Genomic DNA, 14,770 nt, shown 5'->3' with positions numbered 1-14,770 from the left:
GCGATGAGCGCGCAGGTCGGGCAGTCGCGTTGGCACGGGCTGCTGGTCAACGCGGCGTTGCTGGCGATGGCGCTGGTCAGCATCGCGCCGCTGCTGTGGATGCTGTCGGTATCGTTCATGCCCGCTGGCGAGGCCAGCCGCTTCCCGCCCCCCTTGCTGCCATCCGCGCTGAGCCTGGACAACTACCGCGAGATGTTCGGGCGCACCGGCATGGCGCGCAACTTCGCCAACAGCGTGCTGGTGTCGGTGGCGATCACCCTCGGTTCCCTGCTGTTCAACACCCTGGCCGGCTATGCGTTCGCCAAGCTGCGCTTCGTCGGACGCGAACGGGTATTCCAGCTGCTGCTGGCCGCGCTGGTGATCCCGGCGCAGGTGGCGATGCTGCCGCTGTTCCTGCTGATGAAGCAGCTCGGCCTGGTCAACAGCTACGCCGGCGTGGTGGTGCCGGCGCTGGCCGGCGTGTTCGGCATCTTCCTGGTGCGCCAATACGCGCGTTCGATCCCGGACGAGCTGCTGGAGGCGGCACGGATCGACGGGGCGGGGGAGTGGCGGATCTTCTTCCAGATCGTGCTGCCGATGCTCAAGCCGGTGCTGGTGACGCTGGCGATCTTCACCTTCATGGCCGCGTGGAACGATTTCATGTGGCCGCTGATCGTGCTGACCGACCAGGAGCACTACACGTTGCCGGTCGCGCTGGCCTCGCTGTCGCGCGAGCACATCATGGACGTGGAGATGATGATGGCCGGCGCGGTGGTCACGGTGATCCCGGTGCTGCTGCTGTTCCTGCTGCTGCAGCGCTACTACATCCAGGGCCTGTTGCTGGGTAGTGTCAAAGGGTGAGGTGGGTCTGATGCTTTTCGATGGACTGTCGAGTGGTCGGGGTGACGCGCTGGCTTGCCGGCGCGGTCATGGGCCCGACGCGATGCACCGGGCCGGGACACGCCATGAACCCATCCATGGGGGCTCGATGGCGCCATCCATGACGCCAACGGTCCCGGCCCGGCGCATCGCGCCGGGCCTCCCGATGTCATCGCGACCGGATGTGGAGGGCAACAGCGCTTCCGTCATTCGTGGTCCTGCTGCTTCCTTCAGGTCGCGGCAGGAATGTGCAGGTGCGGCTTGCCGGCCTCTGGCGAAACCGTGCGCGCCATGGATGGCGCGCCCGAGCCTCCATGGATGGATTCACGGCGTGTTTCGCCAGAGGCCGGCAAGCCGCATCCTCCGCCAGGCAGGGGCTTTTGCATTGGCCTTGGCTTCCCAGGCGCCGATGGTGGCAATGGCCCAACCTCGCGTGCTCGATGATTTCGAGGACGCCTCGCCCTGGCGCGTGGTCGTCTCCAACCAGGTCAGCGGCAGCATCCGCCAGGTCGAGGGCGTCGCAGGCAAGGCGCTGTGCCTGGACTACGACTTCAACGGGGTGTCGGGCTACGCCGGCATCCAGCGCGACCTGCCGCTGGAGTATCCGGAGAATTTCCGTTTCGCCTTCCAGCTGCGCGGCGATTCGCCGGCCAACGACCTGCAGTTCAAGCTGGTCGACGCCAGCGGCGACAACGTGTGGTGGGTGAACCGGCCGAAGTACGAGTTCCCGCGCGACTGGAGCGAGGTGCGATATCGCCAGCGGCACATCTCCAAGGCCTGGGGTCCGGACGCGGACAAGGTCCTGCGCCGCAGCGCGAAGATCGAGTTCACCATCTACAACAACGCGGGCGGTGCCGGCTCGGTGTGCTTCGACGGGCTGACCTTCGAACCGCTGCCGGTGGACCCCCCGGCGCCACCCCGGGCCATGGCGGCGGAAGCCACCGCTTCGCCCGATACCGCGGCGCTGGCGATAGACGGCGACCTGTCCACCGCCTGGCGGGCCAGCGGCAGGCAGCGCCTGGTGCTGGACCTGGGCCAGGTGCGCGAGTTCGGCGGCCTGCGCCTGCACTGGTCGGCTGCCGACCGGCGGCCGACGCGTTATGCCGTGCTGCTGGACGATCCGCGCGAGGGCTGGCGCGAAGTGCGGCGCGTCGACGAGGGGCGCGGCGTCACCGACTGGCTGGCCCTGCCTGAAGCCGAGTCGCGTCGGATCGCGCTGGACTTCGATGGTGGAGGTTATGCGCTGGCCGAGGCGCACGTGCAGCCGCTGTCGTTCTCCGCCCACCCGAACGATTTCATCAAGGCCGTGGCGGCCGACCTGCCGCGCGGCTGGTTGCCGCGGGGCTTCAGTGGCGAGCAGCCGTACTGGACCATCATCGGCATCGATGGCGGCCACGAGCAGGGCCTGATCGGCGAGGACGGCGCGGTCGAGGTATCGCGCGCTGGTTTCAGCGTCGAGCCGTTCCTGCTCGAGGATGGCCAGTTGCGCAGCTGGGCCGATGTGCGCACCGGGCAGGGCTTGCGTCCGGGCGGCATTCCGATGCCGAACGTGAGCTGGACCGCCAAGGACGCATCCGGCGATGCGCCAGCGCCGTTGCTGGATGTGCTCGCCTTCGCCCAAGGCACGCCGGGGAATTCGCAGCTGGTAATGCGCTATCGACTGGAGAACCCCAGCGACCGACCGCGCGAGGCCACCCTGGCGTTGGCCGTGCGGCCGCTGCAGGTCAATCCGCCCAGCCAGTTCCTCAACACCGTGGGTGGGGTGAGCCGGATCGAACAGCTCGCGCTGGAAGGAAGCGCGGTCGTCGTGGACGGCAGGCCACGGGTGTTCGCCACCACCGAACCGGACGCGGCATTCGCCACGCCATTCGATGCCGGGCTCGAGGTGATGCGCCTGGCGGGGGGCGATGTCCCCGCAACGCGTTCGGTCGTCGATCCGACCGGACTGGCCTCGGGCATGTTGTTGTATCGCGTGCGCCTGGCGCCGGGTGAAACGCGTGATATCGCGCTGGTGGCGCCGCTGGACGGGCCGGCACGGATACCGGAGGGGTTCGACCTGGCCGCGGCCGAGCAGGCCGCGCAGGCGCAATGGCAGGACCTGCTCGGCCAGGTGCGCCTGCGCCTGCCGCCGCAGGGCCAGGCGTTCGCCGACACGGTGCATACCGCGCTGGCGCACATGCTGGTCTCGAGGGTCGGTCCGCGCCTGCAGCCGGGCACGCGCTCGTATTCGCGCAGCTGGATCCGCGACGGGGCGATGATTTCAGAAGGACTGCTGCGCCTGGGCCGGCCCGAGGTGGTGCGCGAGTACCTGGAGTGGTACGCGCCGTACCAGTTCGACAACGGCAAGGTGCCATGCTGCGTCGACGACCGCGGCAGCGACCCGGTGCCGGAAAACGACAGCCATGGCGAGTTGATCTTCAACATCGCCGAATACTGGCGCTACACCGGCGATCGCGCCTTCCTGGAGAAGATGTGGCCGCACGTGGCCGGCGCGTTCGGCTACATGGAGCAATTGCGCGCCAGCGAGCGTACCGCGGCGAACCGGGCGCTGGATCCGGCGTTCTACGGGATGATGCCGGCGTCGATCAGCCACGAGGGCTACTCGGCCAAGCCGATGCATTCGTACTGGGACAACTTCTGGGCCTTGCGCGGTTACAAGGACGCGGTGGAGATCGCGCGGGCGCTGGGCAAGGACGAGGACGCGCGGCGGATGGCCCGGGCGCGCGACCAGTTCCGCGCGGACCTGGCGGCCTCGCTGCGCGCGGCGACCCGCCGCCACGGCATCGACTACCTGCCCGGCGCGGCCGAACTGGGCGACTTCGACCCGACCTCGACCACGATCGCGCTGGCACCGGGCGGGGAGCAGGACTGGCTGCCGCGCGACCTGCTGGAGAACACCTTCGAGCGCTACTGGCGCGAGTTCGTCCAGCGCCGCGACGGCCAGCGCGAATGGAAGGACTACACCCCGTACGAATGGCGCAACGTGGCCGCGTTCGTGCGCCTGGGCTGGCGCGAGCGTGCCTGGGAGGCGACGGAGTACTTCTTCACGGATCGCGCGCCGGCCGACTGGAACCAGTGGGCCGAAGTGGTCTCGCGCACGCCGCGTAAGCCGTTCTTCGTCGGCGACCTGCCGCATGCGTGGGTGGCTTCGGACTTCCTGCGCTCGGCGCTGGACATGTTCGCCAATACCCGCGAACGCGACGACAGCCTGGTGCTGGCCGCCGGCGTGCCGCTGGACTGGCTGGACGGCGAGGGCGTCGCGATCGAAGGCCTGTACACGCCGCACGGGCGACTGGACTACTCGCTGCGGCGTATCGATGGGCAGTTGCAGCTGGACGTGGCCGCCGACGCAGGCCTGCCGCCGGGCGGGCTGGTGCTGCCCTGGCCGTACCCGGGCACGCCGGGAGCGACCACCATCGACGGCGAGCCGGCGCTGTGGCGCGACGGCGAGCTGCGCATAGCCCGGCCCGGTGCACGCGTGCGCGTCGCTGTGCCCTGACCGCGGCGGCGCGCCGCGTCCGTAGCGGATGCGGTCGGCCTGGAATCGGGTTTGGATCGGGTGCAGGCGAACGGAGCCGGACCATGTCGCGTACCACCATCACGTTGTGGGCATGTCCGCTGGCGATCGCGCTGGTGATGGGGGTGGCCGTGCACCTGGCATGGTGGCTGTCGCTGCAAGGCGGCCACGTCGAGGCCTGCAACCCCTATTGGGATGGTTGTACCTCGATCAGCCGCGCGGCCCGGCACGGGCTGGGCAACCACCTGTTCCGGCTGTTGATGCTTCCGTGCGCGGTGCTGGTGGCGATCCACTGGTGGCTGGCGTCGCGCTGGCTCGAGGCCAGGGGCATGCCGTCACGCACGCTGGCCGTGCTCGGGCTGGCCTGCGCGCTGGCGCTGGGCGTGTACGCGACATTCCTGGGCACCGAGGGCGTCGCCTACGGCTTCCTGCGCCGCTATGGGGTCACCGTGTTCTTCGGCTGCGGCTTCCTCGCCCAGCTGGTGTTCCTGCGGCGCTGGCGCAGCGGCGCGATGACCGGCATGGCGTTGCGGCAGTGGCAGGCCATGGCCGCGATCTGCGTCGCGATGCTGCTGCTGGGAGTGGGCAACGTGCTCGGCGATGCGCTGCTGCAGGATCGCGCGCGCCAGGACCGGCTGGAGAATGCACTGGAGTGGCAGCTGGGACTGCTGCTGGCCGCGTGGTACGTGGTGCAGGCCTGGTGCTGGCGCCATGAACGCCTGCATCTGTCGTTCGAGGCTTCGTAGAGCGGGGCTTGCCCCGCTTGCGCCGTTGGCGATCGATGGCCGGGCCAGAGCAGCGGGGCAAGCCCCGCTCTACGAGGCGCGCAGCGCCCGAGGGGAAGTCAGCGCGCGCGCACGCCGGCGACGATCGCCGCGGCCTTGGCGGCGCTGGCCTCGACCTTGTCCCACTCGCCGGCCTTGAGCCAGTTCTTCGGCACCATCCACGAGCCGCCGATGCACACCACGTTGGGCTGCGACAGGAATTCGGCCGCCGTGTCCTCGGTGATGCCGCCGGTGGGGCAGATCTTCAGTTCGGCCATCGGGCCGGCCAGGCCCTTGAGCATGGCCAGGCCGCCGACCGCGGTAGCCGGGAACAGCTTGCACACGCGGAAGCCGCGCGCCATCAGCGAGAGGAATTCGGTCGGCGTCGCGCCGCCGGGAACCACCGGGATCGGCGCCCGCGCCAGCGCATCGGCCAGCTCCGGCGGCGTGCCCGGGGTGACCAGGAAGTCGGCGCCCAGCTCGATGCACTTCTGCATCTGCTCGATCGTCAGCACCGTGCCCATGCCGACCGCGATGCCCGGCAGTTCCTTCTTCAGCGCGACCAGCGCATCGAGCGCGGCCGGCGTGCGCAGGGTCAGTTCGATCGCGGTCAGGCCGCCCTTGAGCAGCGCGGCCGACAGCCTGCGTGCCTCGTCCACGCTGTCGGCGGTGACCACCGGCAGGATGCCGGACTTGCGCAGCAGCTGTTCGGCCTGGGCCTGGGTATCGGCGATGCTCATGGGGCGTGGGGTCCGTGCGTGTTCGTGCGGACGCCGATTCTAACCGACGCCCCGCGCGCCAACGCTTCGGTTGCCGCTGCATCCAATCTGACCATCCGTCGCGAGACGGGCGTTCCGTAGAGCGGGGCTTGCCCCGCTGCGCCTTCCCCGTCCAGCTCTTTCGTAGAGCGGGGCTCGCCCCGCTGCGCTTTCCCCGCCCGGTCGGAAGCAGCGGGGCAAGCCCCGCTCTACGAGACGCGGGTCGCAAGCCGCGGCGCCGGTGTGCCCCCGGCTCAGGCGTCCTTGGCCTCGTGCGGGGCGAGCGCCGCGTCGGCATCGCAGCCGAGCTCGTATTCGGCGTCGTAGTCCCAGGCGCTGCCATCGTGCGCCGGCGGTCCGCAGGAGATCGACAGCGCGCCCTGGTCGGCCGGGCCGACCAGGGCACGGCTGTTGGCGAACAGGTTGCGGCCGAGGTCGTGCAGCGCGGGGCTGGTGTTGGCGGCGACCTCGCGGGCCGCGAACTCGGCCGCGTCGACCAGCACTTCCAGCGTACCGGCCTCGCTGTCCAGGCGGACGATGTCGCCGTCGCGGACCTTGCCGATCGCGCCGCCACGCGCGGCTTCGGGCGTGACGTGGATCGCCGCGGGGATCTTGCCCGAGGCACCGGACAGGCGGCCGTCGGTGACCAGCGCCACCTTGCGGCCCTGGTTCTGCAGCATGCCCAGCAATGGGGCGAGCGAGTGCAGCTCCGGCATGCCGTTGGCGCGCGGGCCCTGGTAGGTCACCACGGCGACGAAATCCCGTGGCAACACGCCGGCGGCATGCAGCTTGTTGAGCTTCTGCGGCGCGTCGACCACCACCGCCTGCGCTTCGATATAGCGGTACTCGGGCTTGACCGCGGACAGCTTGATCAGGCCGCGCCCGATATTGCCGCGCAGCAGGCGCAGGCCGCCCTGGGCTTCGAACGGCGCGGCCGCGGTGCGCACGACCGACTCGTCGCCGGAAACGGCCGGTGCCGGCACCGAGGTGAGCACGCCGCCTTCCAGGCGCGGTTCGCGGGTGAACGCACGCATGCCCTCGGGCACGACGGTGGCCAGGTCGTGCATCAGTCCGGCATCGAGCAGTTCGCGGAACACGAACGGCACGCCGCCGGCGGCCTGGAAGCGGTTCACGTCCGCCTCGCCGTTGGGATAGACGCGCGCCAGCAGCGGCACCACCTGCGAGAGCTGGTCCATGTCGTCCCAGGTCAGGGCCACGCCGGCGGCGCGCGCCACGGCGATCCAGTGGATGGTGTGGTTGGTCGAGCCACCGGTGGCCATCAGCGCGACCACCGCGTTGACGATGGCGCGCTCGTCGATCAACCGGCCCAGCGGGCGGTAGTCGTCGCCCAGCGCGGTCATCTTCAGCACGCGGTGGACGGCTTCGTCGTCGAGCGCGGTGCGCAGCGGCGTGCCCGGGTTGATGAAGGAACTGCCCGGCAGCTGCACGCCCATCGCCTCGAGCAGCACCTGGTTGGAATTGGCGGTGCCGTAGAAGGTGCAGGTGCCGGCCGAGTGGTAGGACTGCGCCTCGACCTCGAGCAGCTCCTCGCGGGTGGCTTCGCCGGCGGCGTAGCGCTCGCGCACCTCGGCCTTCTTCTTGTTGGGGATGCCGGCGGGCATCGGCCCGGCCGGCACGAACAGCGCCGGCAGGTGGCCGAAGGCCAGCGCGCCGATCAGCAGGCCCGGCACGATCTTGTCGCAGATGCCGAGGTAAAGCGCGGCGTCGAACGCGTCGTGGCTCAGGCCGATCGCGGCGGCCTGGGCGATCACGTCGCGCGAGAACAACGACAGCTCCATGCCGCCGCGGCCCTGGGTGACGCCGTCGCACATCGCCGGCACGCCGCCGGCGACCTGCGCGGTCGCGCCCAGGCTGCGGGCGAGGGCGCGGATGCGCTCGGGGTAGTGCTCGTACGGCTGGTGCGCCGAGAGCATGTCGTTGTAGGCGGTGATGATGCCGAGGTTGGGCGTCGCGTCGGCGCGCAGGCGCGCCTTGTCGGTGTCGCCGCAGGCGGCGAACACGTGGGCCAGGTTGGCGCAGCTCAGCGGCGTGCGGTTGGGCCCGTTGCGGACCGCCTGGTCGATGCCAGCCAGGTAGGCCGCACGCGAGGGGGCGCTGCGCTTGACGATGCGCGCGGTGATGGCTTCGATCTTCGGATGCAGGCTCATGTCTTCACTCGCACCAGTGCACGCGCACCGGTTCCAGGCCGATCCCCAGTGCCGCGCGGATCGGAAGTTCGCGCACGTCGTCGCCTTGCAGCGCGCGCAGGAATACCTCGCGCTTGGTCTCGCCGCGCAACAGCAGGAGCCGGTGGCGGGTACGCGCCAGGCCGGCCGGGGTCAGGGTGATGCGCAAGGGCCAGTCGCCGGCGACCGGGCAGCCGCTGGCGTCCAGCGCCGCGTACGGCAGCGGGCTGGCCAGGGCGCGGTCGAGGTCGGCCGAGCCGGGGAACAACGAGGCGGTATGGCCGTCGTTGCCCATGCCGAGCACGGCCACGCAGGCTTCCTGCGCATGTTCGGCCTCGACGTTGGCGGCGTGGACCGACTCGGCCAGGGTCAGGCCCTCGCGGACCAGCGGCTCGAAGCGGCCGACGTCGGCGCGGTCGAGCAGGCTCTCGCGTACCAGGCGCGCGTTGCTGGCGCTGTCCTGCGGCGACAGCCAGCGCTCGTCGACCAGGCCGACGGTGATCTTCGACCAGTCCAGCGGCGCGACGGCCAGCTGTGCATAGGCGGGGGCCGGCGTGGTGCCGCCGGAGAGCAGCATGCGCGCGCGGCCGCGGATCGCCAGCTCGACCGCGAGCATGCGTTCCATGTCGGCGACGATGCCGTGGATCCAGGATTCCGGATCGCCGTGCTCGATCCATTCCACGCGCGAGTCGCGCACGGGCGGGTTGCGCTTCATGCGGCCTCCCGGCGGAGCAGGTCGACCGCATAGGCGGCCGCACCGAGCAGGCCGGCGCGCGGATGCACCACGGCCAGGGACGGCACCCGGGCCATCGTCGGCGAGAAGCGCCCCTTGTATTCGAAGCGCTGGCGGAAGCCGCTGTGGCGCAGGGAGTCGAGCATTTTCGGCACCAGGCCACCGGTCAGGAACACCCCGTCCCAGGCACCCAGGGTGAGCACCAGGTCGCCGGCGATGGCGCCGAACACCGCGCAGAACACGTCGACCGCGCGCATCCCCAGGGCATCGCCCTGGGCGGCGCGTGCGGTGATGTCCTTGGGCTCCAGCAGGCCCGGGTCGAGGCCGGCGAGCTCGCACAGGGCGCGGTGGATGTTGACCAGGCCCGGACCGCAGATCAGCCGCTCGTTGGACACACGGCCGAATTGCGCCGACAGGATCTCCAGGATCCGGATCTCCTCCGGCGTGCCCGGCGGGAAGCTCACGTGGCCGCCTTCGGTCTCAAGCGGGTAGCAGCGGCCGTCGCGGACCACCAGGCCGCCCACGCCCAGGCCGGTGCCCGGGCCCAGCACCGCATAGGTGCGTGGCTGGTCGGCCGGCGCCGGGTTCCAGGCCACGCCGCCGATGGCGACCAGGTCTTCAGGCCGGTACAGGCTGATGGCCATCGCCTGCGCGGCGAAGTCGTTGAGCAGGTGCACCTGGTCGAAGCCGAGCATCTCGCGGGTGCGGCTGCGCGAGATCACCCAGGGATGGTTGGTGATGCGGGCCTCGTCGCCATCGACGCGGCCGGCGACCGCGAACACGCCGCGGTCGGCGTGCGCGCCGGCCTGGTCCAGGTAGTGGCGCGCGGCGTCGGCCAGCGACGGGAAGTCGGCGACCGCGAACTCGCGCACGCTGTCGTCGAGCAGCGGCGTCGCCGCGTGCGGGTCGGCCAGGGCGAAGCGGGCATTGGTACCGCCGATGTCGGCGATCAGCAGCGTGGCGGACATGGTCAGGTCCCGCGGCTGGCCGGGCGCCCGACCGCGTCGAACTCGGCCGGCAGGTAGGCGTTGGCGTCGTGCGGGCCCCAGGTGCCGGCGGGGTAGTACTGCATGGGCACGTGGCCGCTCTTCCAGGCGTCGACCACGCTGTCGGTCCAGGCCCAGGCCGCCTCGACCTCGTCGTTGCGCACGAACAGGGCGTGGCTGCCGTGCAGTGCGTCCAGGAACAGGCGCTCGTAGGCGATGCGGCGGTTGTGGCCCGGCTGCGAGGACAGCTCCAGCTCCAGCGGATGCAGCTCCAGCGTGCCCCATTCGGGGCCGGCCAGGCTGCTCATCAGGCCCAGCTCGATGTCCTCCTGCGGCTGCAGGCGGAAGGTCAGGCGGTTGGGCGCGGCATGGGCGCCGTCGGGGCGCTCGAACAGCCAGTGGGTGACCGGCTTGAGCGTCACCGTGACCACGGTCGACCGCTCGGCCATGCGCTTGCCGGTGACCAGGTGGAACGGCACCCCGGCCCAGCGCCAGTTGTCGATGTGGGCGGTGACGCCGACGAAGGTTTCGACATCGCTGTCATCCGGAGGCGTGTAGGCCTGCACCGGGGCGCCATCGATCGTGCCGGCGATGTAGCGGCCGCGCACGCTGTGGCGTTGCGCCTCGGCGGCGCTGAACGGACGCATCGCGCGCAGCACCTTGACCTTCTCGTCGCGGATCCGGTCGGCGCCCAGCGAGGCCGGCGGTTCCATCGCCACCAGGCACAGCAGCTGCAGGATGTGGCTCTGGACCATGTCGCGCAGCGCGCCGGAGCGCGCGTAGTACGAGTTGCGCCCGTCCACGCCCTCGGTCTCGGAGACCAGGATGTTGACCGAGTCGATGTAGTTGCGGTTCCACACCGCTTCCAGCAGCGTGTTGCCGAAGCGCAGCGCCAGCAGGTTCTGCACCGCCGCCTTGCCCAGGTAGTGGTCGATGCGGAAGATCCGGTCCTCGTCGATCAGCCGGCCGATGGTGGCATTGATCTCGCGCGCCGAGTCCAGGTCGTGCCCGATCGGCTTCTCCAGCATCAGCCGGTTCGGTGCCTTGAACGCGCCGCCCAGGGCCAGGCCTTCGCAGGTGCTGATGTACAGGCCCGGCGGGATCGACAGGTAGCTCACGCAGGGACGGTCGACCATGTCGCGCACCGCGTCGGCCACCGATTCGGGCGTACGCATGTCGACGGAGCGGTAGTCCACGCGCGCCAGGAACTGCTCGACCTGCTCGTCGCTGGGCGAGTAGTGGGCCAGGTTGGCGAAGCGCTCGCGCAGGATCTCGCGGAACTTGCCGGTGTCGTGCGGCGACAGCGCCAGCGCGCGCACGCGGAAGTCCTCCGGCAGCAGCCCGTCGCCCTGCAGGCGCAGCAGCGAGGGGAACAGGTAGCGCTGCGCCAGGTCGCCGGTGGCGCCGAACAGCAGCAGGGTGTCATGCATCCGGTGGGCTTCCGTGGCGTGTGGCATCGGTTCCGTGGCTTCTTTCGGTGGGGGCGTGCCCGGGGGACGGGCGTGGTGGCGGGGCGTCCGGGTGCTCCGTGCGGCCGTGCCTTAACTTGGGAAATATGGCGGTCCGCCGCGCTTCTTGTCCAGTGGTCAAAACCGTGTCCACGGAAACGGTAGCCAACATCCTGCCGCGCATGGTCGCCGGTGCCCTTCGCGGGCCCGTAGCGCGCCGCCGCAGGATGGGTCGTCGATGCGCAGGCGTTGTCGCGCGGGCCGGCGGCGGCAGCTCGCCATTGCGCCTGCCAGGCGCGTCCGGTCGCCAGCGGATGCTGCCGCGTGACATCATCGGAGCGGCCGGGCGGAGGTCGCGCGCGGGCCATGCATACGTATTCCCGGGAGGTCACGATGGCGGGTCTTCAGCTGGACCAGGTCCGCAAGGTCTACGGCAACGGCCAGGTGGCGGTGCACGGCGCCACCTTCGAGATCGCCGATGGCGAACTGATGGTGCTGGTCGGTCCGTCCGGCTGCGGCAAGTCGACGCTGCTGCGGATGATCGCCGGGCTGGAGGAGATCACGTCGGGCACCCTGCGCATCGGTGAGCGGGTGGTCAATGACGTGGCGCCGAAGGACCGCGACATCGCCATGGTCTTCCAGAGCTATGCGCTGTATCCGCACATGACCGTCGCCGAGAACCTGGCCTTCGGACTGAAGCTGCGCGGCACCCCGCGCGCCGAGCTGGACCGGCGGGTAGCCGACGCGGCGGCGATGCTGGGCCTGCAGGACATGCTCGGCAAGCGCCCGCGGGAAATGTCCGGCGGCCAGCGCCAGCGCGTGGCGCTGGGCCGGGCGCTGGTGCGCGAGCCGTCGGTGTTCCTGCTGGACGAGCCGCTGTCCAACCTCGACGCGAAGCTGCGCCATTCCACCCGCACCGAGATCGCGCGGCTGCACCAGCGCCTGGGCACCACCATGGTCTACGTCACCCATGACCAGGTCGAGGCGATGACCCTCGGCCAGCGGATCGTGGTCCTGGACGCGGGCCGCATCCAGCAGATCGATACGCCGATGGCGCTGTACGAGCGGCCGGCCAACCTGTTCGTGGCCGGCTTCCTCGGCAGCCCGGCGATGAACGTGCTCGAGGGCGAGCTGCGCGCGGCCGACGGCCTGCGCCTGGTGCTGGACGGGCAGGGCGACGTGCCGCTGCCGGGCGCGGAGGTCCCCGGCGCCTGGCTCGGTCGGCGCGTCACCCTGGGCGTGCGCCCGGAACACCTGCTGCCGGCGGCCGGGGAGGGGCTGCAGGCGCGGGTGGACGTGGTCGAGCCGGTCGGCAGCGAGGCCTTCCTGCACCTGGATTTCGCCGGCCGCGTGCTGGTCTCGCGCCTGCCGCCCCAGGGCCTGCCCGAACCCGGCACCCGGCTGAGCCTGCGCGCCGATCCGGCGCACCTGCACTTCTTCGATCCCGGCAGCGGCCTGCGCCTGGCGGCCTGAGCCTGTCCAAGGCGCCGCGCACTGGCCGGGTTGGCGCCGCCGGCTTCCGACGCGTAGAGCGGGGCTTGCCCCGCTGCTCCGACGTCATTGCACACTGACGCTCAGCGGGCGAACCCCTCCACGAACGGCTCGACCCGCACCGGCGTATCGGCCACCTTCAGCGGACCGTCTGCGCGCTCCAGCGGCACCACCGCCAGGGCGTAGCGGGGCGACCGGCCCGCCGCGCTGGCCAGGCTTCCGATCGCCTGGCCGGCCTGGAGCACCGCGGCGCCCGGCTCGGCGGCGTCGGCCACCTGCAGCAACAGCAGCTCACGCTTGGCCCGGCCCAGGAAATGGGTGCGGGCGACGATCTCCTGGCCCGGATAGCAGCCCTTCTTCACGCTGAAGGCCGCCAGCCTGTCCAGGGCCAGCTGCTGCGGGGTCCATTGTTCGCGCTGCGACGGCGGCAGGCGCGGCAGGCCCAGGCGCAGGTCGGCGACCGACCAGGCCTCGGTCGACGCTGGTTCGATGGCGCCAGGTCCGCCCGCCAGGCGCAGCGTACGCGGCAGCGCGGCCGTGCCGTAGTCCAGCTCCAGGCCGTTGGCTTCGTCGCCGGCCAGCAGCGGTCCGCGCGCCTGCGCGGGCGCGGCGAATGCGCCGGTCACGCGCAGGTCGGGCCGGGCGGCGAGCGTGACCTTGCGCCGGAACACGTAGCGACGAAGCGCATCGGCCAGCTCCGCCGCATCGACGTCCGGCAGCACCAGCCGCAACGCATGCTCGCCGGTGCGCAGCAGCGCGAATACGGCCAGGACCCGTCCCTTGGCGGTGAGCCAGGTGCTCCATTGCCAGTGCCCGACGGCCAGCGCGGTCACGTCGCTGGAAAACTGCGCGTGGGCGAACGCAATCGCCTCCGGACCCTCCAGCGCGAGCACCGAATGGTCGTCGAGCGGGAAAAAACCCGGCGGATTCAAGGGGGATACGAAAGGCTGGTTGTCAGGCACGTTGACCGGGGCTTAAAATTTTGTGCGTTGCAAGGAGTCCCATGATAGGTCAAAGCCCCGCGGTTCCCGAGCCTGCCGGCGCGCCGGAGGATGGAACACAGCCGCCCGCCGACCGCGACGCGGGCAAGTCCAGGCCGCGGGAGTTCGGCGGGCGCGACGGACCGGAGCCGACCCGCTACGGTGATTGGGAAAAGAACGGACGCTGCGTCGATTTCTGACGCCGCGCCAACAGCCACGCGGCCGCGTGCCGCACAGCCGAGACGAACCTGCCGATGAGCAGCCGCGAACGCCCCCTGTCACCGCACCTGCAGGTGTACCGCTGGCAGATCCAGATGGTGACCTCGATCCTGCACCGCGCCACCGGCATGGTCCTGGCCGCCGGTGCGCTGGTCATCGCCGCGGGCCTGCTGTCCCTGATGCTCGGCCCCGATGCCTGGGCCTGCTTCACCGGCGTGGCCGGCGCCTGGTACGGCAAGGTGTTCCTGTTCGGCTGGAGCTGGGCGTTCAGCTACCACATCTGCAATGGAATCCGCCACCTGGTGCAGGACTTCGCCATCGGCCACAGCATTCCGGCCTTCGTCCGCAGCAGCTGGCTTGCGGTGGTCGGCAGCCTGGTGATCACCGCTGCGATCTGGACCCTTGCATTGAACGGAGGTGCCGCATGAATGCCGGCAACAGGGGCAACCGTTACCGCACGCCGCTGAAGGACGTGCGCGGCCTGGGGTCGGCCAAGACCGGCACCGAGCATTTCATCCACCAGCGCCTGACCGCCACCGCACTGGCGCTGCTGGGCCTGTGGTTCGTCTGGTTCGTCATCGGCCTGGTCGGCAGCGACTACCTGACCGCCGCCGACGCGGTGTCGCGGCCGTGGAATGCCGTGCTGCTGGTCGGCTTCCTGGTGGCGATGTTCTGGCACGCGCAGCTCGGCCTCCAGGTGATCCTCGAGGACTACATCCACCATTCGCTGCTCGCCCTGGTCCTGCAGACCGGCGTGAAGTTCATCGCGGTGCTCGGCGCGATCGTCAGCATCTTCGCCGTCGCCCGCATCGCGCTGGCCGGCTGAGCCG

General features: G+C 70.8%; 13 protein-coding genes. 7 read left to right on the top strand and 6 right to left on the bottom strand.

The features are described 5' to 3' along the window. The first annotated feature begins 3 nt into the window (after positions 1–3). The 3 genes from CSC66_RS02180 to CSC66_RS02170 all read left to right on the top strand — a co-directional run bounded on the left by CSC66_RS02180 (position 4) and on the right by CSC66_RS02170 (position 5,121). Positions 4–840, top strand: coding sequence for a carbohydrate ABC transporter permease (locus CSC66_RS02180; RefSeq protein WP_162375721.1), 837 nt, complete (start codon positions 4–6; stop codon positions 838–840). Positions 841–1,276: 436 nt separating this feature from the next. Further along, on the top strand, positions 1,277–4,357 hold the full coding sequence (locus CSC66_RS02175) for a discoidin domain-containing protein (RefSeq protein WP_379655902.1): 3,081 nt from the start codon (positions 1,277–1,279) through the stop codon (positions 4,355–4,357). Positions 4,358–4,440: 83 nt separating this feature from the next. Then, entirely contained in the window at positions 4,441–5,121 is a 681-nt protein-coding gene (locus CSC66_RS02170) for a hypothetical protein (protein ID WP_162375719.1), read from the top strand. 98 nt (positions 5,122–5,219) lie between these two features. Here the strand turns inward: CSC66_RS02170 and eda are convergent, their stop codons facing one another. From eda to zwf, 5 genes are all read right to left on the bottom strand, one after another. Beyond that, positions 5,220–5,879: a bifunctional 4-hydroxy-2-oxoglutarate aldolase/2-dehydro-3-deoxy-phosphogluconate aldolase gene (eda, locus tag CSC66_RS02165; protein ID WP_162375718.1), complete on the bottom strand. Its 660-nt coding sequence runs from the start codon at positions 5,877–5,879 to the stop codon at positions 5,220–5,222. A 272-nt stretch (positions 5,880–6,151) separates the two neighbouring features. After that, complete coding sequence (gene edd, locus CSC66_RS02160) at positions 6,152–8,065, bottom strand: phosphogluconate dehydratase (protein WP_162375717.1); 1,914 nt, start codon at positions 8,063–8,065, stop codon at positions 6,152–6,154. 4 nt (positions 8,066–8,069) lie between these two features. Continuing rightward, entirely contained in the window at positions 8,070–8,798 is a 729-nt protein-coding gene (pgl, locus tag CSC66_RS02155; protein WP_162375716.1) for a 6-phosphogluconolactonase, read from the bottom strand. Then, a complete protein-coding gene (gene glk, locus CSC66_RS02150; protein ID WP_162375715.1) occupies positions 8,795–9,784 on the bottom strand; it encodes a glucokinase in 990 nt (329 codons plus the stop codon). Before glk ends, pgl begins: the two co-directional genes overlap by 4 nt. Before the next feature lie 2 nt (positions 9,785–9,786). After that, positions 9,787–11,232, bottom strand: coding sequence for a glucose-6-phosphate dehydrogenase (gene zwf / locus CSC66_RS02145; RefSeq protein ID WP_162375714.1), 1,446 nt, complete (start codon positions 11,230–11,232; stop codon positions 9,787–9,789). Positions 11,233–11,643: 411 nt separating this feature from the next. Here zwf and CSC66_RS02140 point away from each other — a divergent pair, with 411 nt between their 5' ends. Beyond that, positions 11,644–12,723 carry an ABC transporter ATP-binding protein gene (locus tag CSC66_RS02140; RefSeq protein WP_162375713.1) on the top strand — a complete coding sequence of 360 codons (1,080 nt, stop codon included), beginning with the start codon at positions 11,644–11,646 and terminating at the stop codon, positions 12,721–12,723. Between the two features lie 101 nt (positions 12,724–12,824). Here CSC66_RS02140 and ygfZ read toward each other — a convergent pair whose 3' ends face one another. Beyond that, positions 12,825–13,703 (bottom strand): CAF17-like 4Fe-4S cluster assembly/insertion protein YgfZ, encoded by an 879-nt coding sequence (ygfZ, locus tag CSC66_RS02135; protein WP_379655903.1) that lies wholly within the window; start codon positions 13,701–13,703, stop codon positions 12,825–12,827. A gap of 41 nt (positions 13,704–13,744) precedes the next feature. Between ygfZ and CSC66_RS02130 the strand changes: the two genes are divergently transcribed. From CSC66_RS02130 to sdhD, 3 genes are read left to right on the top strand one after another with little or no spacing between them, the layout of a single operon-like run. Beyond that, positions 13,745–13,921 (top strand): DUF1674 domain-containing protein, encoded by a 177-nt coding sequence (locus CSC66_RS02130; RefSeq protein ID WP_162375711.1) that lies wholly within the window; start codon positions 13,745–13,747, stop codon positions 13,919–13,921. A 54-nt stretch (positions 13,922–13,975) separates the two neighbouring features. After that, the gene (sdhC, locus tag CSC66_RS02125) at positions 13,976–14,368 is read left to right on the top strand and encodes a succinate dehydrogenase, cytochrome b556 subunit (protein ID WP_162375710.1); all 393 of its coding nucleotides are present in this window, start codon (positions 13,976–13,978) and stop codon (positions 14,366–14,368) included. Further along, on the top strand, positions 14,365–14,766 hold the full coding sequence (gene sdhD, locus CSC66_RS02120) for a succinate dehydrogenase, hydrophobic membrane anchor protein (RefSeq protein ID WP_162375709.1): 402 nt from the start codon (positions 14,365–14,367) through the stop codon (positions 14,764–14,766). The genes sdhC and sdhD overlap by 4 nt, the downstream gene beginning before the upstream one ends. Positions 14,767–14,770 lie beyond the last annotated feature (4 nt).

This window comes from Pseudoxanthomonas kaohsiungensis (assembly GCF_010211765.1).
Lineage (GTDB): Bacteria > Pseudomonadota > Gammaproteobacteria > Xanthomonadales > Xanthomonadaceae > Pseudoxanthomonas > Pseudoxanthomonas kaohsiungensis.
The sequence above is the reverse complement of the archived record's forward strand: the minus strand, read 5'-3'. Positions and strand labels throughout refer to the sequence as shown.